This window comes from Pseudomonas sp. NY15354, from assembly GCF_048068075.1.
Lineage (GTDB): Bacteria > Pseudomonadota > Gammaproteobacteria > Pseudomonadales > Pseudomonadaceae > Aquipseudomonas > Aquipseudomonas guariconensis_C.
In genome coordinates this window covers 1-22,222 of the sequence record NZ_JBLUPV010000047.1, presented here as the reverse complement: position 1 = coordinate 22,222, position 22,222 = coordinate 1, and the positions used below count along the sequence as shown (strand labels likewise).

General features: G+C 62.3%; 21 protein-coding genes. 12 read left to right on the top strand and 9 right to left on the bottom strand.

Translation table 11 applies throughout. From position 1 onward, the window contains the following. Positions 1–663: cache domain-containing protein (locus ACNFCH_RS25055; protein WP_416744355.1), on the bottom strand; the 663-nt coding region annotated here is incomplete at its 3' end. A gap of 327 nt (positions 664–990) precedes the next feature. Here ACNFCH_RS25055 and ACNFCH_RS25050 point away from each other — a divergent pair. The 6 genes from ACNFCH_RS25050 (at position 991) to ACNFCH_RS25025 (ending at position 6,136) form a co-directional block, all read left to right on the top strand. Then, positions 991–1,956: an amino acid ABC transporter permease gene (locus ACNFCH_RS25050; protein WP_337160341.1), complete on the top strand. Its 966-nt coding sequence runs from the start codon at positions 991–993 to the stop codon at positions 1,954–1,956. Positions 1,957–1,971: 15 nt separating this feature from the next. Continuing rightward, complete coding sequence (locus ACNFCH_RS25045) at positions 1,972–2,736, top strand: amino acid ABC transporter ATP-binding protein (RefSeq protein WP_337160342.1); 765 nt, start codon at positions 1,972–1,974, stop codon at positions 2,734–2,736. A 60-nt stretch (positions 2,737–2,796) separates the two neighbouring features. Continuing rightward, positions 2,797–3,636: a transporter substrate-binding domain-containing protein gene (locus ACNFCH_RS25040; protein ID WP_337160343.1), complete on the top strand. Its 840-nt coding sequence runs from the start codon at positions 2,797–2,799 to the stop codon at positions 3,634–3,636. Between the two features lie 81 nt (positions 3,637–3,717). After that, positions 3,718–5,022, top strand: a complete 1,305-nt coding sequence (locus ACNFCH_RS25035; protein ID WP_337160352.1) for an FAD-binding oxidoreductase — start codon at positions 3,718–3,720, stop codon at positions 5,020–5,022. A gap of 23 nt (positions 5,023–5,045) precedes the next feature. Beyond that, entirely contained in the window at positions 5,046–5,516 is a 471-nt protein-coding gene (locus tag ACNFCH_RS25030; protein WP_337160344.1) for an Lrp/AsnC family transcriptional regulator, read from the top strand. A gap of 128 nt (positions 5,517–5,644) precedes the next feature. Further along, positions 5,645–6,136 carry a GNAT family N-acetyltransferase gene (locus ACNFCH_RS25025; RefSeq protein WP_337160345.1) on the top strand — a complete coding sequence of 164 codons (492 nt, stop codon included), beginning with the start codon at positions 5,645–5,647 and terminating at the stop codon, positions 6,134–6,136. Between the two features lie 292 nt (positions 6,137–6,428). Here the strand turns inward: ACNFCH_RS25025 and ACNFCH_RS25020 are convergent, their stop codons facing one another. The 3 genes from ACNFCH_RS25020 to ACNFCH_RS25010 form a co-directional block, all read right to left on the bottom strand. Then, complete coding sequence (locus tag ACNFCH_RS25020) at positions 6,429–6,620, bottom strand: YhfL family protein (protein ID WP_043214725.1); 192 nt, start codon at positions 6,618–6,620, stop codon at positions 6,429–6,431. A 275-nt stretch (positions 6,621–6,895) separates the two neighbouring features. Next, positions 6,896–7,906 carry an Ldh family oxidoreductase gene (locus ACNFCH_RS25015; RefSeq protein ID WP_337160346.1) on the bottom strand — a complete coding sequence of 337 codons (1,011 nt, stop codon included), beginning with the start codon at positions 7,904–7,906 and terminating at the stop codon, positions 6,896–6,898. A gap of 91 nt (positions 7,907–7,997) precedes the next feature. Beyond that, complete coding sequence (locus ACNFCH_RS25010) at positions 7,998–9,623, bottom strand: APC family permease (RefSeq protein WP_337160347.1); 1,626 nt, start codon at positions 9,621–9,623, stop codon at positions 7,998–8,000. A 475-nt stretch (positions 9,624–10,098) separates the two neighbouring features. On the opposite strand from ACNFCH_RS25010, the gene ACNFCH_RS25005 reads away from it, so the two are divergent. The 6 genes from ACNFCH_RS25005 (at position 10,099) to ACNFCH_RS24980 (ending at position 16,804) form a co-directional block, all read left to right on the top strand. Beyond that, positions 10,099–10,812 (top strand): helix-turn-helix domain-containing protein, encoded by a 714-nt coding sequence (locus ACNFCH_RS25005; RefSeq protein WP_372340653.1) that lies wholly within the window; start codon positions 10,099–10,101, stop codon positions 10,810–10,812. A gap of 235 nt (positions 10,813–11,047) precedes the next feature. Beyond that, complete coding sequence (locus ACNFCH_RS25000; protein ID WP_416744350.1) at positions 11,048–11,980, top strand: 4-hydroxyproline epimerase; 933 nt, start codon at positions 11,048–11,050, stop codon at positions 11,978–11,980. 71 nt (positions 11,981–12,051) lie between these two features. Continuing rightward, complete coding sequence (locus tag ACNFCH_RS24995; protein WP_070094374.1) at positions 12,052–12,999, top strand: dihydrodipicolinate synthase family protein; 948 nt, start codon at positions 12,052–12,054, stop codon at positions 12,997–12,999. A 106-nt stretch (positions 13,000–13,105) separates the two neighbouring features. After that, positions 13,106–14,683: an aldehyde dehydrogenase (NADP(+)) gene (locus tag ACNFCH_RS24990; RefSeq protein WP_337160350.1), complete on the top strand. Its 1,578-nt coding sequence runs from the start codon at positions 13,106–13,108 to the stop codon at positions 14,681–14,683. A 95-nt stretch (positions 14,684–14,778) separates the two neighbouring features. Beyond that, positions 14,779–15,438: a GntR family transcriptional regulator gene (locus tag ACNFCH_RS24985; protein ID WP_070094376.1), complete on the top strand. Its 660-nt coding sequence runs from the start codon at positions 14,779–14,781 to the stop codon at positions 15,436–15,438. Positions 15,439–15,520: 82 nt separating this feature from the next. Beyond that, positions 15,521–16,804 (top strand): NAD(P)/FAD-dependent oxidoreductase, encoded by a 1,284-nt coding sequence (locus ACNFCH_RS24980; RefSeq protein ID WP_416744347.1) that lies wholly within the window; start codon positions 15,521–15,523, stop codon positions 16,802–16,804. Positions 16,805–16,835: 31 nt separating this feature from the next. Here the strand turns inward: ACNFCH_RS24980 and abaF are convergent, their stop codons facing one another. The 5 genes from abaF to ACNFCH_RS24955 all read right to left on the bottom strand — a co-directional run. Beyond that, positions 16,836–18,197: a fosfomycin efflux MFS transporter AbaF gene (gene abaF / locus ACNFCH_RS24975; RefSeq protein WP_070094378.1), complete on the bottom strand. Its 1,362-nt coding sequence runs from the start codon at positions 18,195–18,197 to the stop codon at positions 16,836–16,838. A gap of 285 nt (positions 18,198–18,482) precedes the next feature. Continuing rightward, a complete protein-coding gene (locus tag ACNFCH_RS24970; RefSeq protein WP_070094388.1) occupies positions 18,483–19,142 on the bottom strand; it encodes a GntR family transcriptional regulator in 660 nt (219 codons plus the stop codon). A gap of 169 nt (positions 19,143–19,311) precedes the next feature. Continuing rightward, complete coding sequence (locus ACNFCH_RS24965; protein WP_416744345.1) at positions 19,312–20,895, bottom strand: methyl-accepting chemotaxis protein; 1,584 nt, start codon at positions 20,893–20,895, stop codon at positions 19,312–19,314. A 522-nt stretch (positions 20,896–21,417) separates the two neighbouring features. Next, the gene (locus tag ACNFCH_RS24960; RefSeq protein WP_416744343.1) at positions 21,418–21,813 is read right to left on the bottom strand and encodes a DUF6911 family protein; all 396 of its coding nucleotides are present in this window, start codon (positions 21,811–21,813) and stop codon (positions 21,418–21,420) included. Positions 21,814–21,816: 3 nt separating this feature from the next. Further along, positions 21,817–22,222: hypothetical protein (locus ACNFCH_RS24955; protein WP_416744341.1), on the bottom strand; the 406-nt coding region annotated here is incomplete at its 5' end.

Genomic DNA, 22,222 nt, shown 5'->3' with positions numbered 1-22,222 from the left:
ATCGGGGTAGATGTCCTTGAGGTTTTTCATCAACTGGTCCTTGTCGGGGCTGACGATGACCTGGCCGCTGCGATCGGCGAGGAAGGCATGGCCGATGCCGCCGAAGTCCACCGAGTTGATGATCTTCACCAAGGTGTCCAAGGTGAGGTCACCCCCGACCACCCCGACCAAGGCGCCGTCGGCACGGCTCTTGACGGGCGAGGCAATGGTGACCATCAGGCCACCGACAGCGCCCTGGTAGGGGGCGGTGACCACTGTATGGCCCGCACTGGTTGCCGCGTTGTACCAAGGCCGCTGGCGGGGGTCATAGCCGTCGGGCATCTGCGTGTCCGGGCGCTGGGTGAAGACGCCGGTAGCATGGCCCAGGTAGGTGAAGAGGAAGTTACTGGTGTAGGACGGTTGCTCGATCAACCCCACCAGATTCTCGCCAGCGCCCTGTTGGGCGATGTCCTGGGCCAGGTTTTCCAGTATCAGGATGCGTCCGGTCATCCAGTTCTGCACACTGCTGGCGGTCAGGGCACCAGCCTGTTGCACGGAGGATTCGATGTTCTGGCGGATGATGTTGCGCTGCAGGTAGTCGTTGTAGAGGGTAAACAAGGCAAACGCCAATACCACGATGCCACAGGCACTGAGCAGAATCTTGTGACGGAATTTCAGGTTCATGTTCAGAGACCTTGGGTAATTTTTCTTTTTTTTTATGTTGCACGCTCGCCCCCGCAGTCGCGGGGTTCTGCCTTTATCTATCGGCTGCCCGCGCTCGGTTCTTGAGCCTCCTGGCGGATTTCCGACCTGCGGCACGCTATGCCTTCGCTTGCCCCCATGTCCGGCAGATTTCACCGGCTCGCCTGCATCTGTATGGGTATGCCTCCTACAAACGCTTAAGAAAACCCCCAAACCCATGCAGATCGCAAGGTGCCGCCCGGCGTTTTGCCAACCGATAATGGACCCACAACAACAAAGGGGCTCACCCCCCGCAGAGGCACGAAGACAATGTACAAAGACCACATAGTCAAAACGCGTGCGACCGATAACGTCGCGTTCATGGGAACGATCGCTGTCGCCATCTTCGTCGTCGCGCTCTTCTCTGGCGTAGGTGAAGGCAGCCTGGCCCGGCTCATGGGGCCGATCGTGCTCGACCTGCAAGCCCCTTTGCTGCGCAATATCGCCGTGGCGGCCACCCTCTCCACCACACTGGTCCTGAACCTGTTCATCCTCGGACGCTTCCCGTTGCGGGCGCAGATCATCACGGTCTGGTGCGAACTGCTGGTGCTGTTCTTGCTGTTCTTCGACACCTTCAACCTGTCTTACAGCTTCATCGCCAGTAAGGTCGGCTACATGATCACCCAAGGGGTGTTCACCACCGTCTATGTTTCCACCCTGTCTATCGCCATCGCGTTCGTCCTGGCCCTGCTGGGCGCCACGGCGCGGTTGTCCGCCAACGGCTTCGCCATTGCTATCGCCAGTTTCTACACGTCGTTCTTCCGCGGCGTGCCGCTGTTGATCCAGATCTACCTGATCTACCTGGGCATTCCACAGCTCGGCTACGTGGTCGGCGCGGTGCCCGCCGGGGTCCTGGCGCTGTCGCTGTGCTACGGCGCCTACATGACCGAAATCTTCCGCGCCGGCATCAGCAGCATCCCGCGGGGCCAGTGGGAAGCCTCGCGGGCCATCGGTCTGACACCCTGGCAGACCATGAGCCGAGTGATCCTGCCGCAGTCGATGCGCCTGATCATTCCGCCGACCGGCAACCAGTTCATCTCGATGCTCAAGGACAGCTCGCTGGTCTCGGTGATCGGTGTCTGGGAGCTGATGTTCCTGGCTCGCACCCAGGGGCGTGCCGAGTTCCGCCACCTGGAAATGCTCATCACCGCCGCCGTGCTCTATTGGCTGCTGTCGATTGTCCTGGAGACCGTCCAGGCCCGCCTCGAAAAACGCTTCGACCGCGCCCACCGCTGAACAAGGAGCATCACGATGAACCAAGCTTTCGCCTGCGCGGCGCCACACGCTGCGGTCTCGATCCGTGACCTGCAAAAATGGTACGGCGACTTCCATGTGCTCAAAGGCATCGACCTGGAGATCGCCAGCGGAGAAATCGTGGTCGTCTGCGGCCCTTCGGGATCGGGCAAGTCCACTTTGATCCGCTGCCTGAACCTGCTCGAGGACTTCCAGAAAGGCCAGGTGCTCATCGCCGGCGTCCCGTTGACCCGCAGCGCCGATAGCGTGGCCGGGATCCGCCGCCAGGTCGGCATGGTGTTCCAGCAGTTCAACCTGTTCCCGCATCTGACCGTGCTGGAAAACCTGATGCTCGGCCCGCGGCTGGTGAGCAAGCTCAGCGAGGCCCAGGCTCGCGCGCTGGCCTACGAATACCTCGATCGGGTACGTATCAAGAGCCAAGCCGACAAATTCCCCGGTCAGCTGTCCGGCGGCCAACAGCAGCGCGTCGCCATCGCCCGCGCCCTGTGCATGCGCCCACGCATCATGCTGTTCGACGAGCCCACCTCGGCGCTGGACCCGGAAATGGTCAAGGAAGTACTCGACGTCATGGGCGAGCTGGCCCAAGACGGCATCACGATGCTCTGCGTGACTCACGAGATGGGGTTCGCCCGCAAGGTCGCCGACCGGATCATCTTCATGGACCAAGGCCGCATCATCGAGCAGGCCAAGCCCAACGACTTCTTCGACAACCCCCAGCATGCGCGGGCCCGGGAGTTCCTCTCGCAGATCCTCAGCCACTGAAAGCAAGTCTTGCTACCACACGCATTCGACACCCACCACCGTGTAACCGGAGACGTACCGATGACCTCAGTTGCTCGTATCTTCGCTGCCGCAGCCGTCGCCAGCGCCTTGTCGATCACCACCTGCGCCGCCTGGGCAGGCGCGACCCTGGACCGAATCCAGCAAAGCAAGGTCCTGAAAGTGGCCACCGCCGCGAACTGGCCGCCCCAGTCATTCCTGGGCGAGGACAACACCTTGAAAGGTTTCGACATCGATGTGGCCAACGAGATCGGCCGCCGCATCGGCAGCAGGGTGACTTTCGTCACGCCGGAGTACGGCATCATCACCGCGGGGCACTGGTCCAGCCGCTGGGACCTGTCGGTCGGCTCCATGACACCGACCACCGAGCGTGGCCGAGTGCTCGACTTCCCTGCCATCTACTACTACACCCCATACGTCTTCGCTGTGCACAAAGACGCCGCCGGTACCCAAGTCTCCGACCTCAACGGCAAGACCATCGGTGTCGAAGCGGGCACAACCTCCGAGGACTACATCAGTCGCCGGCTGAAGATCGACGCCGCAGACGTGCCGCCGTTCAGCTACAGCGTCGAGCCCGGCGACGTGCAGACCTATGGCGACAGCATGGGCCCACTCGACGACCTGCGCATGGGCAACGGCACGCGCCTGGATGCCACGCTGTCCGCTCTGCCCACGGTGATGGGGGCCATCAAGCACGGGTATCCGATCGTGCCGGTGGAGGGCAAGCCGGCCTACTACGAGCCCCTGGCCATTGCCGTGGACAAAGGTGATGAGGCTTTCAATGCCCAGTTGGCCAAGATCATCGCCGACATGAAGTCGGACGGCACGCTCAAGCAGCTCTCCGAGAAGTGGTACGGCACCGACCTTACCCGCGTCCAGTAACCCCCTGACTGCCTGGCCCACGCCCTTCATCACGAAGGGCGCATGGCCCGCCTGCGCCCCGAAAAAAGGATGACCGACCCGATGTCCAGCTACACCAACAACTACTACACCGCCACCATGCGCCCTGCCCCCTCGCGCCCGGCACTGGCGGGCAAGGCACGGGCCGATGTGTGCATCATCGGTGGCGGCTTGGCGGGCCTGAGCACGGCCTGGGAGCTGCTTGCCCGAGGGCGCTCGGTGGTGCTGTTGGAGGCGGCCCGGGTGGCCTGGGGCGCCTCCGGTCGCAACGGCGGCTTCGTACTGCAGGGCTGGTCGGAAGGCCTGTCGGCCATCGAACGACGCTGCGGTACCCACACGGCCGGGGCGTTGTTCCGCCTCTCGCTCGAAGGCGTAGACATCGTGCGAGCGATGATCGCCCACCACGGGCTACCCGGTTGCGCGCCCACCACCGGCAAGCTCAGCGTGGTGCGCTATGAGGACGGCGACAACCTCCAGCGCCAACGCGACCGTCTGGCGCGCGAGTTCGGCTTTGAAATGGAGTACCTGGACACCCGGGCGATCCGCGACAAACTCAACACCGACCGGTACTTCCAGGGGCTGCGCGACAGCCATGGTTTTCATTTCCATCCTCTGAACTATTGCCTGGGCCTGGCCGAGCTGATTGAGCTAAAAGGTGGCAGGATCCATGAGCAGTCGCCGATGGTACGGGTCGATAGCCGCGCCGGGCGCCATCAGGTGATCACCGCGCAGGGCAGCGTCGAATGCGCTGAGGTGGTGTACTGCTGCGGCGGCTATGGCGGCCCAGAGTTCGGCCCGCTGCGTCGCGCCTTCCTGCCGATTGCCACCTACGTGGTGCTGACCGAACGCCTAGGCGAGCGCCTCGCGGACGTGATTCGCACCACCGATGCAGTCGGAGACAATCGCCGCGCCTCGGACTACTACCGCATCGTCGATGGCGATCGTCTGCTCTGGGGCGGACACATCACCACGCGCAACTTGCAGGATGAAAAGCGCCTGGGGCAACTGCTGACCCAGGACATCCTCGCTGTCTACCCACAACTGCGCGGTCTGAAGATCGAAAAGGCCTGGTCGGGCCTGATGGGCTACGCCCGCCACAAAATGCCGCACATCGGCCCGTTGGGCGCGGGGCGGTGGTCTTGTGCATCGTTTGGGGGCCATGGTATGAACACTGCACCTGTCGGAGCGCGCGTGGTCGCCGAGGCCATCTGCGGCGAAACGGACCGCTACCGCCTGTTCGATGCCTATGGCCTGGAATGGAATGGTGGCCCCTTCGGCCCTGCGGCGGCACAGACGGTCTATGCCGGCCTCAAGCTGATGGACAAATTCCAGGAGGCGCGGTCGCAACGGCGGGCCATCAAGTACTGACACCCTGATCAAGGCCCTCGTCCATGGATGCGCACACCCCCGGTTCATTGTTCAGCCTGACCGAAAAAGACCGGCAATTGCTCGCGCTGCTGCAAGCCAACGCGCGCGAGCCCACCGCCTCGCTGGCACGTAAGCTCGGCGTCTCGCGTTCGGCGGTGCAGGAGCGCATCGCTCGCCTGGAAAAAGCCGGTGTGATCACCGGCTACAGCGTGCGCATCGACCAGGACAAGCTGCAGCAGACCATCAACTGCTTCACCATGACCTCCTGCACCAACAAGAGCTACACCGATGTGATGACGTCCTTGCGCAAGATGGAGGCGGTCCAGGCGGTGTACGCCGTGTCGGGCGAGACAGACTTCATCATCCACCTGGCCACCCACACCTTGGGCGAGCTCAACGCCGAGCTCACCCGCATCAACATGATCAAGGGCGTGGCGCACACCGCCTCGCATATCGTCATGGAAACCAAGTTCAGCCGGCGGTTGATGCTGTAGCCATCGGCTGGGGCTGATATCGCGCTCATCCAGGTCCAACGCACTGTATGGCCCGTTTCCAACGGATCTGTCACTAACGCGCGCCACCGGCCTGCACTAGCATCGGTCACTCCATCGGAGTGCAGCGCATGAATGAATTTCCCGGCGACATCGATTTCTCGGGCCTGACACCTCGCAGGCTGGAACTGGACGACCACGCGATGATCTGCGAACACCGAGAACGGATGTTCCTGGAGGCTGGCGGGGATCCGACGCAACTGCGTGTGATGACCGAACACTTTCGGCCATGGCTGCTGCCGCGCCTGACCGATGGGCGTTACTACGGGTTCGCCTTGATGGACGGGGCGATCACTGCGGCGGCGATTGGCCTGATGAGCATCGACTGGCCGCCCCATCCTGCTCATCCGAGCCAAGATCAACGCGGTTATGTACTCAATGTGTTCGTCGAGCCTGCCTACCGGCGGCGGGGGTTGGCGTCGGCCTTGATGCAACTGGCCGAGGCCGAGTTCGTCACGCGGGGAATCGGCTTTGGCGTGCTGCACGCCACAGAAGTTGGCCGGCCGGTATATGAAGCGCAGGGCTGGCAGGCCACCGCCGAGATGGCCAAGTCCCTGGCTTAGATAAGTTGCGCTCTAGGCTCTGTATGAAAAGCCTTGATACTCGGTGATGCTACGTTGAAAACAGCCTCGGAATGCTCATTTACAACCCGTAAACTGCGCTTCCTCGGCTGTTTTCGCCTTGCCTGACCTTCGTCTCAAGACTTTTCATACAGACCCTAAGTTGCGATGGCCCGAGCGCAACCAATATCATAACGCCACTACTTGATGTGCGCTGGCAATAAAAAACCCCCTGCTCCATTAAGAGAGGGGGTTTTGATTACACCCAATCGAGGTGTAATCCGTACATCCAAAATTACTGCTGCTGTGGCAGCTTGTCGATCGGGCCGCAACCGCCGATAACTTTGGAAATGGAAACCGATGGGTGGAACAGGTAGTCGTACGAGCAGTTCTTTGGCTGGTTGTAGACTTGGCCGGTGCAGCCGGAGAGCAGGGCCACGCCCGAAATGACAGCAACAGCGGCGGTGGCTTTGATCAGCTTTTTCATTACTAAATCCTTTAATTTATAATTCACCATCGTACTGATGGCGCCGCGATATTAACCACATTGTCAAAAAAAATAAACGCCATTTTCATTGCTTCAAAACAAGAAGCGGCAAGTTTCTCGGCGCAGCTCACGCACACTTATCCAGTTGGATTGTTTTTAACTGAACATCCACGCAAACAGCAACGCAAGTCACGTTCGACTAAAACAACTATTCGAACGTTACTTGCGCATGCAACCAGAGTTTAATGGTGCTCACGTGAGGCGAGAGTCCCTCTTCACAGTAAGCGGCGAATGTCCTCGACGACTTGTCGATTCACCCAGACACCTTCGCTCACTGAACGCTTGCGGGCACTGAAACGTCGCTGGGAGGGCAAGCGTGCGCCCTGATCGGTGATGGCGGCGAACAAGTGCTCCGCTCGCAGCAAGCCGGCCTCGAGGTCTTCGCCGAGAAACGCCTTGGGGTCGAACGCCAGCAGCAGCTCGCCATGGCACGGCGTGGCACCGGCACCGTCATCGAAGGCCATGGATTCGAGGCTGGTCATATCGCCGATCAATGCACCTGCCAGCAGCTCGATCATTGCCGCCAGGGCCGATCCCTTGTGCCCACCGAAGGTCTGCATGGCGCCGGCCAACGCAGCACTGGCGTCGTTGGTCGGCTGGCCATCACTGTTCAGAGCCCAACCATCGGGAATCGGCTTGCCCTCGCGCGCATGCAGTTCGATATCGCCCCGGGCGATCGCGCTGGTGGCAAAGTCGAACACGAACGGCTCGCCATGCGGACGCGGCCAGGCGAACGCCAACGGGTTGGTGCCGAACACGCCCCGTTTGCCCCCTGCCGGCGCCACCCAGCTGTGGCTGGGCGTCATCGCCATGCCGACCAGCCCGTGGGCGGCGATGGCCTCCACCTCAGGCCACAACGCCGAGAAGTGGAAGCAGTTGCGAATCACCAGGGCCGCGATCCCCTGCTGGCGGGCCTTTTCCACCAGCACAGGAAGGCCGGTCTGGAAGGCCAGCAGCGAGTAACCCCGATGGGCGTCGACCTTGACGATCGAAGGCCCACTGTCATGAACCGTCGGCAGCACCGCCGGGTCGACCTTGCCGGACCGCAGCGAGCGCACGCACACCAGCACCCGGTACAGGCCATGGGAATGGCACTCGTCGCGCTGGCCCTGGGTGATCACATCGGCGATGACCTGGGCATGGGCGTCGGACATACCGTTGGCCAGCAGTGCGCTGACGGCCAGCGCACGGACCTCTTCGAGGGACATGTGGACACTGTCATTCATTTGCTGTTACTCCCTGAATGCGACCGCGGCAGCCCAAGGCTGCCGCGGTGCGTGCGTGAAAATGCCAGGCGTGGCGGAGTCGACCTGCGACTCAGCGGGCGTGGGCGGTGGTGAATCCTTTAGTGGTTGGCTGGACGGTCGGTTGTTCTTCCTCTTCATCGGCATCCAGGCGCAGCAGGTGTGCTGGTACGCCGGTGCGTGCGCCCCAGTAGTAGATGCCGAGGGAGCACAGGCCAACGACGACGTTGTCCAACGGATGGGCCAGCACGCCGATTCCGCCGAAACTGCCGAGCTTGGAGAACACGATGATCATCGCGTAGAAGCCCACCAGCCACAGCGACGAACGCACTTGCTGCTTGAGCGACAGGTGCTCGGTGGGCACGAAGCGGCCGGCCAGCAGATAGACGACGAACATCAGGATCTGCAGGCTGAGCAGCCAGGACACCGTGCTCCAGCCCGACCAGTAGACGATCAACGAGGCGATGATGAACGACACCGGGCCCAGCACACCCATGGCCTTGACGCGGAACGGGCGCTCCAGGTCTGGCGCGCTGCGGCGCAGGGCGGCGACCGAGACCGGGGCGACCGCATAGCTCAGCACCAGCGCGGCCGACACCACGTTGATCAGCGCTTCCCAGGAGGGGAACGGCAGGGTCCAGAAGATCGACAGGCCGAAGGTCAGCCACAGCGCAGGGCGCGGGATGCCGGACTTCTCGTCGATGCGGGTGAATACCTTGAAGAAGGTGCCGGTGCGCGCCCAACCGTAGATGACCCGTGGTGTGGCGTTCATGTAGATGTTGCCGCAGCCGCTCGGCGAGATCACCGCATCGGCGACCACCAGGTATGCCAGCCAGCCCACGCCCAAGGCGACGGCGATGTCGCGGTAGGGCAGCGAGAATTCCTTGTTGATCAGGCCCCAGCCATTGGCCAACATCTCGGTCGGCACACTGCCCAGGAACGCCACTTGCAGCAGCACATAGATGGCTGTGGACAACAGCACCGAGAGAATCAGCGCAATCGGAATGGTACGTTGCGGGTTACGCACTTCACTGGCCACCGAGATGATCGGCGTCAGCCCCAGGTACGCGAAGATGATGCCACCGCCGGAGACAGCCATTTCGATGCCGGACATACCGAACGGGGCAAAGCCCTGGACCTCGAGGTTTTCCGGGCGGAAGAAGCTGTAGAGCACAACGATGACCAGCAGCGGCACGATGAACTTGAACGTGCTGATCAGGTTGTTGGCCTTGGCAAAGGTCTTGACGCTGCGGTAGTTGACCACGAAGAACAGGCACAAAAGGGCGAACTGCACCAGCCAGCCGGCCAGGGTCGCGTCATTAGTACCCGGATGGGTCAGCTGCGGAAACCAGGCCGCAGCGTACTGACGCGAGGCGACCACTTCGATCGCCACCAGGCTCGAGAACGCGATGATGGTGATGAAGCCCATCAGGTAGCCCAGCAAGGGCCCGTGGGAGAACACCGGGTAGCGCACCACGCCACCGGCGCGCGGCAAGGCGGCGCCCAATTCGCAGTAGACGATGCCCAGCAGCAGCACGGCGAAGCCGCCGATCAACCAGGAAATGATGCCCGCCGGGCCTGCGATGGCCGACACATGGCTGGCGGCGAACAGCCAACCGGAGCCGAAAATGGCGCCCAGGCCGATGAACGTCAAGTCCATCAGCGACAGTTGTTTCTTGAATTTACCTTGGCCTGACATAGCTAAGCCCTTTTTTGTGGATTATTGAAATAGGCAGAAACTGTGTTGGAGATCAGTGTGCTTGGGCGGTGAAGTTGCAGCCTCTCGATTCGAGAATGCGCGATCAGCGGGTGTCCGGTGAGCGGCGCTCTGTTTTCAGCGATGGGTTACCGAACCGCGTCCCAGACAGGCGGGTGGTCTATGGCCGCCAGTGGATCGCAGGGTTCGACGAGGTGTCTGGCACGCTCTGTCTTTTTTAGGTTGGACTGGTCGCGGCAACAATTGCTTGATGGTTTTCATCAGCGTTGATGACGATTTCTGCACAGTTTGCGTCCACGACTTGACGCAGGGGCCACGCCCCGAGGCATCCTGAACGGCAATCACAGCCCCTGTCGAAAGCGCCCCAGGGCGCCTTCGCCCCTTCAGGACCCGCGCCATGCCCGAGCAGCACTTTTCCACCTTCAGCGAAGGCCTCACCGCCCATCGGCCGAAAGACATGAAGGAACTGATGGCCTGCATCTCGCTGATGCAGCCCATGCTCGACGCCATCCCCAATGCGGTGATCTTCGTGAAGGACGCCCAGGCCCGGTACCTGATGGCCAACCGCACCTTGGTCGAGCGCTGCGGCCTGAAATCCCTCGCTCCCCTGCTCGGGCGCACCAGTGCACAAGTCTTTCCCGCGCAGCTCGGGCCGGGCTATACCGAGCAGGACCGTCGCGTCCTGGAGGGCGGCCTGGTGCTGCAGGACCAACTGGAGGTGCACCTGTATGGCAGCCAGGAACCGGGCTGGTGCCTGACCCACAAGCGGCCGATTCTCAACCGCCGCGGCGAGGTGATGGGGCTGATCGGCATTTCCGTCGACCTGCAGTCGGCCGCCCAGGCCCACCCGGCCTATCAGCGGCTGTCGGCGGTGGATACCTACATTCGTGAGCACTATCACCGGCCCATCACCCTCGATGACCTGACTGACGTCGCCGGCCTCTCGGTGGCGCAGTTGGAACGGTACTGCAAGCGCATCTTCCACCTGACGCCCCGCCAGATGATCCACAAGGCGCGCCTCGAACAGGCGCACCTGTTGCTGCGCGCGGACCTTCCGATCACCGAGATCGCCCTGCGCTGCGGCTACACCGATCACAGCGCGTTCTCGCGCCAGTTCAAAACCATGACTGGCTTCACGCCACGCCAGTACCGCCAGGCGACACGCAGCTGATCGCCTCAAGAACCCCATGACGCCTGGATTTGGCACGTCTGTGTGGGAGCGGATTCACCCGCGCATAGTGGGCTGAATTCACCGCCGCCTTCGCGGACAAACCCGCTCCCGCCGGTTCGATCATCGCGAGGGAAATGCACGAGAGGCTTGATTGTATAAAATCTACATTGTATAAAATCTTCAATCCGCCCACCCCAGCCCACCGGCTGATGCGTTCAGAGGATCCATAATTTCAATGAAAAGCATCCACGTCATCGACTCCCACACTGGCGGTGAACCCACCCGCCTGGTCATGAGCGGCTTCCCTGCCGTCGCCGGCCAGACCATGAGCCAGATGCGCGACGCGCTGCGCAACGAGCATGACCAATGGCGCCGGGCAACCCTGCTCGAGCCGCGTGGCAACGACGTGCTGGTCGGCGCCCTGTACTGCGAGCCCGTTTCCGCCGATGCCACTTGCGGCGTCATCTTCTTCAACAACACCGGTTACCTGGGCATGTGCGGCCACGGCACCATCGGCCTGGTCGCCTCGCTGCATCACCTGGGGATGATCGCGCCAGGCGAGCACAAGATCGACACCCCCGTCGGCCCGGTCAACGCCACCCTGCACGCCGACGGCGCCGTCACCGTGCGCAACGTGCCGGCCTACCGTTATCGCCACGACGTCCCGGTGCAAGTGCCTGGCTACGGCGAAGTACGTGGCGACATCGCCTGGGGCGGCAACTGGTTCTTCCTGGTGTCCGACCACGGCCAAGTGCTGGAGCTCGGCAACGTCGAAGCGCTGACGGCCTACACCTGGGCGATTCTCCAGGCGCTGGAAGCCAACGGCATCTTCGGTGAGGACGGCGGCGTGATCGATCACGTCGAACTGTTCGCCGCTGACCCGCAGGCCGACAGCCGCAACTTCGTGATGTGCCCCGGCAAGGCCTATGACCGCTCCCCTTGCGGCACCGGCACCAGCGCCAAGCTCGCGTGCCTGGCCGCCGACGGCAAGCTCGCCCCCGGCCAGACCTGGGTCCAGGCCAGCATCACCGGCAGCCGCTTCGAAGGCCGTTATGAACAGGAAGGCGAACGCATCCGCCCTTCCATCACCGGCCGCGCCCATGTCACCGCCGACAGCCAATTGCTGATCGACGAGCAGGACCCCTTCGCCTGGGGCATCTGCCAGTAACCACCACACGCGTCGCTCGCGGCGCGTACACCTTCACGACCGACCTGAATGAATGCTTCAAGGAGCCCACAATGACTGACAATATCTTCACTGGCTGCATTCCTGCCCTGATGACCCCCTGCACCCCGGACCGCAAGCCAGACTTCGACGCGCTGGTGAAAAAGGGCCGCGAGCTGATCGATATCGGCATGAGCGCCGTGGTGTACTGCGGCTCGATGGGGGATTGGCCGCTGCTGACCGAAGCCGAGCGCCAGGAAGGCGTGGCCCGCCTGGTCGCCGCCGGCATCCCAACCATCGTCGGCACCGGCGCGGTCAACTCCCGTGAAGCCGTCTCCCATGCCGCCCACGCCGCCAAGGTCGGTGCCCACGGCCTGATGGTCATCCCGCGTGTACTGTCCCGCGGCTCGTCCATCCCGGCCCAGAAGGAACACTTCAAGGCCATCCTCAATGCCGCCCCGAACCTGCCGGCGGTGATCTACAACAGCCCTCACTACGGCTTCGCCACCCGCGCCGACCTGTTCTTCGAACTGCGCCGCGAACACCCGAACCTGATCGGCTTCAAGGAGTTCGGTGGCGCGGCCGCCATGAGCTACGCCGCTGAGTTCATCACCTCCAAGGATGAAGAAGTCACCCTGATGGCCGGCGTCGACACCCAGGTCTTCCACGGCTTCGTCAAGTGCAACGCCACCGGCGCCATCACCGGCATCGGCAACGCCCTGCCACGCGAAGTGCTGCTGCTGATCAAGCTGTGCAAGGAAGCCGCGGTCGGTGACGCCAAGGCCCGTCGCCTGGCCCTGGAGCTCGAAGGCGCGCTGGCGATCCTGTCGTCCTTCGATGAAGGCGTGGACCTGGTGCTGTACTACAAGCATCTGATGGTCCTGAACGGCGACAAGGAATACACCCTGCACTTCAACGAAACCGACGTCCTGAGCGACAGCCAGCGCCGTTACGCGGAAAACCAGTACGCCCAGTTCCGCCGCTGGTACGCCAGCTGGTCGGTCGAAAACAACCTGGTCTGATCCCGCCCCGCGTCACCTCCCTGAGGCGGCGCGCCCCTCTTGGCGCGCCGCCCTCCTCTTCCCGCCTGGCGCGGGAACCTGTCTTTTCCGACCTCAGGAGAGCCCCATGAGTCTTTCAGGTAACCTGCTGATCGGCCAACGCGCCGTCGCCGGCACGCAAGCCGCGGTCCATGCTATCAATCCCGCCACCAACCAGCCGCTCGAACCGGCCTACCATGGCGGCAGCCGTGAGCATGTCGAGCTCGCCTGCGGCCTGGCCTGGGATGCCTTCGACCGTTATCGCGACACCTCGCTTGAAGCACGTGCCGCGTTCCTCGAGCGCATCGCCCAGAACATCGAAGCCCTCGGCGACACGCTGGTCCAGCGCGCCGTGGCCGAAAGCGGGCTGCCACAAGCACGCATCCAGGGTGAGATCGGTCGCACCTGCTTCCAGCTGCGCACTTTCGCCCGCACCGTCCGTGCCGGCGAATGGCTGGATGTGCGCGTGGACGAAGCGCTGCCCGAGCGCCAGCCGCTGCCGCGTCCGGACTTGCGCCAGCGTCATGTCGCCCTGGGCCCGGTGGCGGTGTTCGGCGCCAGCAACTTCCCCCTGGCCTTCTCGGTGGCCGGTGGTGATACCGCCTCGGCCTTCGCCGCCGGATGCCCGGTGATCGTCAAGGCCCACAGCGCCCACCCAGGCACCAGCGAACTGGTTGGCCGCGCCATCCAGCAGGCCGTTCAGGACTGCGCGCTGCCCGAGGGTGTGTTCTCGCTGCTGTATGGCTCGGGCACCGAAATCGGCATTGGCCTGGTCAACGACCCACGCATCAAGGCCGTCGGCTTCACCGGTTCGCGCAGTGGTGGCGTAGCCCTGACCCAGGCCGCCCAGGCACGCCGCGAGCCCATCCCGGTGTATGCCGAAATGAGCTCGATCAACCCGGTGTTCCTGTTCGAGTCGGCGCTGGCCAACCGTGGCGCCGCGCTCGCCGAAGGTTTCGTCGCCTCCCTCAACCAGGGCGCCGGCCAGTTCTGCACCAACCCTGGCCTGGTGATCGCCGTCAAAGGCCCAGCCCTGGACAACTTCATCGCCACCGCCAGCGCCGCCATCGCCAAGAGCCCGACCCAGACCATGCTCACGCCTGGTATCTACAAGGCCTATAGCAATGGTGTCCAAGCCCTGGCAGCCAATGCCAGTGCACGCCTGCAAGCCAAAGGCGTCGAGAGCGAAGGCCACAACCAATGCCAATCGCACCTGTTCGTGACCACTGCCCATGACTTCATGCGTGACCACGCTCTGCAGGCCGAGGTATTCGGCTCGTCCTCGCTGATCGTCGAATGCGACGACCTGGCCCAGGCCAGGCAAGTGGCCGAGCAGCTCGAAGGCCAGCTCACCGCCACCGTGCACATGGACGATGCCGATACCGACGCCGTCGCCACGCTGCTGCCCACTCTGGAGCGCAAGGCTGGACGCATCCTGATCAATGGCTGGCCGACCGGCGTGGAAGTGTGCGATGCGATGGTCCACGGCGGCCCGTTCCCGGCCACCTCCGATGCCCGCAGCACCTCGGTGGGCACCGCGGCGATCCTGCGTTTCCTGCGCCCGGTGTGCTACCAGAACTTCCCGGACAGCCTCCTGCCAACGGCCATCAAGCAGGGCAACCCGCTGAACCTCAGCCGTCTGGTCAATGGCCAGCGGGTAAGCTGACCGGCAATGGCGCATCCACCTACAGCACGTCGGTGGATGCGCTTTTGCCCTTTGCATACAATATGCAAATTCCAATCGGGTTCTCGAACAGTACTATGGCTAGCTTCAAGACACGTGCCCAGCACGTAGCGGACGATCTTCGCAAACGCATCCTCAGCGGTGAGTTCAAAGGCGCCACCCAGTTGCGTCAGGACGCGCTCGCGCGGGACTACGACGTCAGCCGGATCCCCGTGCGCGAGGCACTGCTGGCCCTCGAGGCCGAAGGGCTGGTGCAGTTCCACCCGCACCGGGGCGCATTCACCACCGAGCTCTCCACCGCCACCATTCGCGAGCTGTTCGACCTGCGCGTACTGCTCGAATGCAGAGCCCTGGAGCAGGCCATCCCGAAACTGACGCCAAGCGAACTCGACCGCGCAGAGCGCCTGCTGGACCAATACGATGCCGCACTGGATTCAGGCAGCGACATCGACAACTGGAGCGAGCTGAACTTCGCCTTCCACACCGCCTTGTATTCGCCAGCCCAGCTGCCGGAAACCCTGGCGATGATCACGCACCTCAATACCAAGTGCGATCGCTACATCCGCATGCAACTGCTCTACACGCGGGAAATCCAGAAAGCCGAAAAAGAGCACCGCGAACTGCTGGAACATGCCCGCAACAAAGACATCGAGGCGGCCTGCCGCCTGCTGGATCGCCACATCCGCGAAGCCTGCGAGGGCATCGTCGCGGTCCTGGAAAACAGCCTGAACCACTGACCCCTTGCCCTGAGCTTCTGCGCCAGGGCGCGGTCTGAACATAACAATTGTATAAAATCTACGATCATCGAGGTTTGAGCAGATGCTTTCAGACGAACTTCACCGTAACGGTCACGACGTCTATGACATCGCCGTGATCGGCGCCGGCATCGTAGGCGTGGCCTGCGCCCTGGCCCTCTCGCGCCAGGGCCATCGGGTGCTGGTGCTCGACCGGGATGAGCCAGGCCAAGGCGCATCGTTCGGCAACGCCGGCCACCTGGCCACCGAACAGGTCTTCCCCATCGCTGACGTGTCCATTCTCAAGCGCCTGCCGGCCATGCTGATGGACCCGATGGGCCCCCTGCGCCTGGACTGGCGTTACCTGCCCAAGGCCCTGCCCTGGTTCACACGCTTGCTGCTGAACTTGCGTCAACGCCCCTACCGCAACAGCGTCACCGCCCTGCGCGCCCTCAACGAAGCGAGCCTGGATGCCTGGCGGCGTCTGCTGACCTCCACCGACAATACGCAGTTGCTCAAGGAAGACGGCTCCCTGCTGGTGTTCGAGCGTCCCGAGTCGCGCACTGCCATCGATGCGCTCAAGCAGAAGATGCAGGCCCAGGGCGTGCCCGTCGATTTCTGGGACGCCAATGCCGTACGACAGGCGGCGCCGCAATTGTCCGAATCGATCCAGGGCGCGTTATTCTTCCCCGCGACCGGTCATTTCATCGACCCCCACGTGGTGGTGAATGCCTTGGTAAAAGCGGCCCAGGACAGCGGTGTTCATTTCGCCCGTCAACGCGTCGACGGGGGGCGTGTGCATCAGGACGGCGTCGTGCTGCGAACCGACCATGGCGAGGTCAGTGCGCGAAAAGTGCTGATCGCCTGCGGTGCCCACTCCGCCAAGCTCACCCAGCAACTGACCGGCAAGAGCGTGCCGCTGGACACCGAACGCGGCTATCACCTGATGCTGCCCAACGAGCACGACCGCCTGCCCTTGGCTGTCACCTCGCTGGAGCGTCGTTTCATCATGACGCCCATGCAAGGCGGCCTGCGCCTGGCCGGCACCGTGGAGTTCGCTGGGCTCGAGCGGGCGCCGAACATGCAGCGGGCCTGGCAACTGCATCGGCTGACCCAGGGGCTGTTCAAGAAAGCGCTGAACATAGACGCGGCGAGTACCTGGATGGGCTTTCGTCCTTCCCTGCCCGACTCGCTGCCGGTGATCGACCAAGCCTGCGACGGCAAAGTGTTGCTCGCCTTCGGTCACCAGCACCTGGGGCTCACCCAGGCGGCGATCACTGCCGAACTGGTCGCCTCCATGACCGGATCGGTGCCCGCTGGGGCTGGGTATTTGCCTGCGCTTGCGCCTTACCGTTTGGATCGGTTCTGAAGTCGGGGGCTGCTTTGCAGCCCCCAGTGTCTCAGCGTTTGGCCAACTCCTCATCCACCGCCCGCAGCGACTTGCCGCGGGTCTCCCGGGTCGCGGCCACCGCGACGATCGAGATCAGCGCAGCCCCCACCAGGTACCAGGCAATCGGCGTCGAGCTGTTGTATTCCTTGAGCAAGGTGACCGCGATCAGCGGCGCCAGCGACCCCGCCAGGATCGGCGCCACCTGATAGCACAGCGACAAAGCCGTGTAGCGAACATGGGTCGGGAACAACTCCGCCATCAGCGCCGAGTAAGGCGCGTAGGTCATGGACTCGATGGCCAGGCCCAGGGTGATCGCGGCCATGATCAGCCACTCATTGCCGGTGTCCATCATCGGGAAGCCAACGAAGCCCCAGAATCCGGTCAGCACCGCCCCGATCAGGTACACCGGCTTGCGCCCGATGATGTCCGAGAGGTACCCCATCGCCGGAATCATGAAGAAGTGCAGCAGGTGCGCGCCGAACATCAGCAGCAGGATCTGCGAGGTGTCCTTGTGCACCACGAGCTTGAGGTAGGTGATGGAGAAGGTCACCACGGTGTAATAAAGGATGTTCTCGGCAAAGCGCGCACCGATGCCGATCAACACTGCGCGCCAGTGCTTGGTCAGCACTTCGACAACTCCGAGCTGGGCCTGCGCGACATGTTGCTGGCGGGCCTGGGCCTCCTTGAAGATCGGCGCATCATCCACCCGCTTGCGGATCCAGTAGCCGATCAGGACCACCACGGCGGAGAACCAGAACGCCACACGCCACCCCCACTCGAGGAACTGCGCCTCCGAGAGGCTCGAGGACAGGATCAGCAGGATGACCGTGGCGATCAGGTTGCCGGCCGGAACGCCCGCTTGGGGCCAACTGGCCCAGTAACCCCGACGGTTGTCCGGGCTGTGCTCGGACACCAGCAACACCGCCCCGCCCCATTCGCCACCGAAAGCAAAGCCCTGGATCAGCCGCAGCAGTACCAGCAGCACCGGTGCGGCATAGCCGATCTTTTCGAAGGTGGGCAAGCAGCCCATCAGGAAGGTCGTGATGCCCACCACCACCAGGCTGATCTGCAGCAAGTGTTTGCGCCCCAGCTTGTCGCCGTAGTGGCCGAACACCAAGCCGCCGATGGGCCGTGCCAGAAAGCCCACGGCATACAGGGCGAAGGCCGCGATGATGCCATCCATCGCGCTGCCGGTCTGACGGAAGAACAACTGGCCAAAGACCAGGGCCGACGCCGTGCCATAAAGGAAGAATTCGTACCACTCCGCCACAGCGCCGGCCATGGCGGCGGCCACGACGCGTTTGATACCGGCGGGCGCATGGTCCGCCGTACGGTCAAGCGTTTTGGATGCCACAGAGGTCGTAGAGGTCATCGATGTTCCGCTCCGTTGATCGTTCGTGCTCGGCGCCCCGCCCCAGCTAACTGGAGATGGATCACCCATTTTTGTTATATCGTATTTCGTATACGATTTTATCCGAGCAAGAATGAGGCCAGCGTTTCGCCCTGCTCCAGGCAAAGCTGCGCAGGTCGCGCGTTTAAAGGGCTATGGGGGAAAACGGAAGATGCCCCATAGGGCCGGACTGGCCCGGGGGACTGTTACGGGAGGAAGCAACGCGGCTAGCGATGCCACAGAAAGGATCACCTGCCGGTGGGATGCTCAGCGATGAGGCAAGTGCTCGTAGAGGCTTTGGCAGACGCCGTTGATGTGCGCTTCGATCAACTGCGCGGCCAGATCAGCGTCGCGGTTTCGGCAGGCGGCGACGATGTCCCGGTGTTCGTGATCGGCGCGCTCCTTGCCGGCAGACAGGCTCATCTGCATCCGCAGGTAACGTTCGACCTTGTCGTGGATCGAGCGGATCAAGCCCACCAGAAACGGCCTTTGCGCAGGCTCGTAAAGACACGCATGCAGCGCCCAGTTGAGTTCGGCCCAGCGGCCGATGTCATCCTCACCAATGAACTCGGCGCAGATCCCTTCCGCTTTCTGGAACGTCTCTTCGGTCATGTTCGGCACCGCCAGGCGGATGGCCTTGACCTCCAGCAGCACACGCACCTCGAACATCTGCGCCAGCTCAGGCTCGGAAATCTTGGTCACCAAGGCGCCCCGGTTGCGGTGAAAATCCACCAGCCCTTCAGCCTCCAGGCGCTTGAGCGCTTCGCGCACCGGGATCTTGCTGACGTTGAACGCTTGGGCGATGTCGTCCTGACGCACCGGCTCGCCTTCGGCCAAATGCCCGGAAATGATCGCCTCGCGCAGATGCTCGGCGATGATTTCGGAGGTCGAGGGCGTGACACCCAGATTGGGGGCTTTGCGGGGCAGGATCGGCACGGCGGCATCCAGAGGCAATACGGTGTGGATATCTTATACGATACGCGGCACGACCGGCGCCAACCCCGTACTGCCCGCGCGTCCATTCAATGCAAAGCCCCTGAGGCACACACTTCAGGGGCTTGATTCAACGACAGCGCAGCGCCGAGTCATCCACAGGTCAAAGCTTGAATTTGCCCACCAGCAACTGCAGCTCACCGCCCAATTGCGCCAGCTTGACGCTGGAAGCGGCGGTTTCCTCGCTGGCCGCGGCCGTCTGCTCGGACACTTCACGCACATTGAGCACGCTGCGGTTGATTTCCTCGGCCACGGCGCTCTGTTGCTCCGAGGCCGTGGCGATCTGCAGGTTCATCGATTCGATGGTCGCCACCGACCGACTGATATTCAGCAGCGAGGTGCCGGCCCGGCGCGTCAGCTCGACACTGTTACTGGTCAGTGCGCGGCTGCGCTCGAGGATGTCACCGACCTGCTGCGTGCCACGATGCAGACCACTGATCAACTCTTCGATTTCCTCGGTGGAGCTCTGGGTGCGCTGTGCCAGGCTGCGCACCTCATCGGCCACCACCGCGAACCCGCGACCAGCCTCCCCCGCCCGCGCCGCTTCGATGGCAGCGTTCAAGGCCAGCAGGTTGGTCTGCTGGGCGACCGACTTGATCACATCCAGCACCGTGCCGATCTTGTCGCTTTCTCGCTTGAGCCCGGCCATCGCCTCTGTCGAATGCCCCACCTCGACATCCAGATGGGTGATCTGCTCGATGGCCTGATTCACCACCGTATCGCTTTCCCGCGCTTCATGGCCTGCGTTGACCGCTGCATTGGAAGCCTCCTCGGCACTGCGCGCGACATCCTGCACGGTCGAGGCCATCTGGTTCATGGCGGTGGCGACCTGGTCCGTCTCGACCTTCTGGCTACTCACCCCCGCGCTGGTCTGCTCAGTGACCGCCGACAGCTCTTCGGCGGCGCTGGCGATCTGCACCACGCCGTCGCGCAGCCCGCCGATCAGGTCGCGCAGGTTCACTGTCATGCGCTGCATGCTGGCCTGCAGTTCGCCCAGCTCATCACGCCTGGACACCGGAACGTCCTGGCTCAAATCACCATTGGCCACCCGCTCGGCGCTTTGCAGCGCGTCTTTCAACGGCAGCACGATCAAACGGGTGATCAGCCACGCCGCCAGCACCCCGAACACCAGCGCCAGCACCGCGGCGAAGATCAACCGCTGCTTGGACGACTGCACTTCATGGTCACGCTTTTGCGATTGGCTGTCCGACAACTGCCCGGCCGCTTCGAGCAGGCTCTTCAGATCCGACTCCAGCACCGCCAGGGTCTGTACGGTCTGCGCATCGCTGCGCGCCTCCACGCCACGGACGTAATCCTGGAAGTGTGAACGGTAGGCTTCGATGGCCTGTTCGGCCTGCTCGATCCAACGCAAGTCGTATGGATCGGTGAACTGCCTGGAGAGCGCTTCGATGCGAAGGTTGAGCTCATCCATCGCCTTGACCATTTGCGCAGCCTGCTCAGCGCCCGGGGAGACGGTGTAGTTCAGCCGCGCGATGCGCACGTCGCGCGTCTCTTCGTTGATGTGGGCGATGCTGCTGAGCTTGGCACTGCGCTCACCCAGGCTGCTCAGTGCGCCCAAACCGATTCCGGCGATCACCAGGGTCAGCAGCAACACCAGGGCAAAGCCCAGGGTCAGTTTCGACCGCACACTTATATCAGCCAACACCTTCACGATTGGGTCGATCATCCGCAGAGCCCTTCTGTTGATCGTTCTTGAAATTGCCATTACCGGACGATCCCCTCAGGGGCCCGGTTGCACGAGGCGGGAAATGCCGTCGACGACGGCGAAAGAGGTGAGAGAGGGATCAATGCGAGATGAGTGCCCGCAGCGTGTGCAGCCCTTTTCCAAGGCTGACGCTGCGCAACACGCGACATGGCATTGAGCCATCAGACGCGCGAAAATATACCTTTGGGGGAAAGGGTCGACAACAGATTCAGCCTCAATCTGTGAACATTTTCACCGCATTTCTGTGGACAGTTTTTCGAGTAGAGGGATACAGCCGCATAAGCCTGGCAGGGTGGGTTTCGCGAGGTTTGTTGGGCGCGCGTGTGGGGTAACGGCTCAGGCCGCATTCTGCAGAGCATTCGCATCGAGTTTCCCTGCAAGCTGCCCCATTCGGGGATCATTAAGTTGACCAAATACTCGGTCAGCCACTGAGAAGTCTTTTACCGACCCAGCAACTTCACCAGTCCCTTTTGCACCAAAGAATCAGGCCATTAAGTTCCGAGGCACGCAGCCTTTTTCAAAGAGCATCCTAAAAATATCAACAACAGTCTCAAAATTAGTGCAAACCGCTGAGGCATCAATAGCATCTCCTAGAATATCAACTACCTTTCCTGAGTCTCCATCCCCGAGATAAGACCGAACAATGTAATCCTCGCCATTGTCCTCCCCTAAAGTCATCGCGAACACCCCATCATCTGCAACAACCTGCAAGCTCAACAGCTCAAATCCATTAAGATTCACAGCTTCTAAAGTAACAGAGCCAGACACCTCACATACTTCTCTCAGATGAAGCTCAACATCACTCCAGGACGGTTCTTTAGCTCTCCCTCCGTGGCACTCACTTCCGAACCCAACAACCCATGATAGAGAAAATTTCATCTTCTAATCCTGCTCTCTCAAAGCGCGCATTCCAGGCTGCCAGTATAGAGTCTTACCGGTTGCAGCTTCTTTAACTGTAAGAGAAGTGAGTCCAGACTTCTCTGCCATCGCAGCTATATCTCCTCGGCAATAGCCACAAACCGCTTTGCCAGAGACAGTAAGCTCCATGCTTGCTCCCATAGTCTTCCCAGCAGCATATGCCTGCTGTATCACACCGATTTCCGCATGAGCATCGGCCATATTTCCATTTGGCAGGACTTTCCCAGATGCGTCAGATTTAGCAGTTACCCGGTCGGATATTGAATCGCCCCTGGTTTCGTAGACACCTCCAAGCCTCATAATGAGGCCCAAATAGGAGGTGCCATGAGTCGTCAGCGTTACCCCGAAGAATTCAAGATCGAAGCGGTCA

Bases quoted from the DNA above. Each gene is read 5' to 3' on its own strand.
- ACNFCH_RS25050 (WP_337160341.1), top strand. From the start codon at position 991: ATGTACAAAGACCACATAGTCAAAACGCGTGCGACCGATAACGTCGCG.
- ACNFCH_RS25045 (WP_337160342.1), top strand. From the start codon at position 1,972: ATGAACCAAGCTTTCGCCTGCGCGGCGCCACACGCTGCGGTCTCGATC.
- ACNFCH_RS25040 (WP_337160343.1), top strand. From the start codon at position 2,797: ATGACCTCAGTTGCTCGTATCTTCGCTGCCGCAGCCGTCGCCAGCGCC.
- ACNFCH_RS25035 (WP_337160352.1), top strand. From the start codon at position 3,718: ATGTCCAGCTACACCAACAACTACTACACCGCCACCATGCGCCCTGCC.
- ACNFCH_RS25030 (WP_337160344.1), top strand. From the start codon at position 5,046: ATGGATGCGCACACCCCCGGTTCATTGTTCAGCCTGACCGAAAAAGAC.
- ACNFCH_RS25025 (WP_337160345.1), top strand. From the start codon at position 5,645: ATGAATGAATTTCCCGGCGACATCGATTTCTCGGGCCTGACACCTCGC.
- ACNFCH_RS25020 (WP_043214725.1), bottom strand. From the start codon at position 6,620: ATGAAAAAGCTGATCAAAGCCACCGCCGCTGTTGCTGTCATTTCGGGC.
- ACNFCH_RS25015 (WP_337160346.1), bottom strand. From the start codon at position 7,906: ATGAATGACAGTGTCCACATGTCCCTCGAAGAGGTCCGTGCGCTGGCC.
- ACNFCH_RS25010 (WP_337160347.1), bottom strand. From the start codon at position 9,623: ATGTCAGGCCAAGGTAAATTCAAGAAACAACTGTCGCTGATGGACTTG.
- ACNFCH_RS25005 (WP_372340653.1), top strand. From the start codon at position 10,099: ATGAAGGAACTGATGGCCTGCATCTCGCTGATGCAGCCCATGCTCGAC.
- ACNFCH_RS25000 (WP_416744350.1), top strand. From the start codon at position 11,048: ATGAAAAGCATCCACGTCATCGACTCCCACACTGGCGGTGAACCCACC.
- ACNFCH_RS24995 (WP_070094374.1), top strand. From the start codon at position 12,052: ATGACTGACAATATCTTCACTGGCTGCATTCCTGCCCTGATGACCCCC.
- ACNFCH_RS24990 (WP_337160350.1), top strand. From the start codon at position 13,106: ATGAGTCTTTCAGGTAACCTGCTGATCGGCCAACGCGCCGTCGCCGGC.
- ACNFCH_RS24985 (WP_070094376.1), top strand. From the start codon at position 14,779: ATGGCTAGCTTCAAGACACGTGCCCAGCACGTAGCGGACGATCTTCGC.
- ACNFCH_RS24980 (WP_416744347.1), top strand. From the start codon at position 15,521: ATGCTTTCAGACGAACTTCACCGTAACGGTCACGACGTCTATGACATC.
- abaF (WP_070094378.1), bottom strand. From the start codon at position 18,197: ATGACCTCTACGACCTCTGTGGCATCCAAAACGCTTGACCGTACGGCG.
- ACNFCH_RS24965 (WP_416744345.1), bottom strand. From the start codon at position 20,895: ATGATCGACCCAATCGTGAAGGTGTTGGCTGATATAAGTGTGCGGTCG.
- ACNFCH_RS24960 (WP_416744343.1), bottom strand. From the start codon at position 21,813: ATGAAATTTTCTCTATCATGGGTTGTTGGGTTCGGAAGTGAGTGCCAC.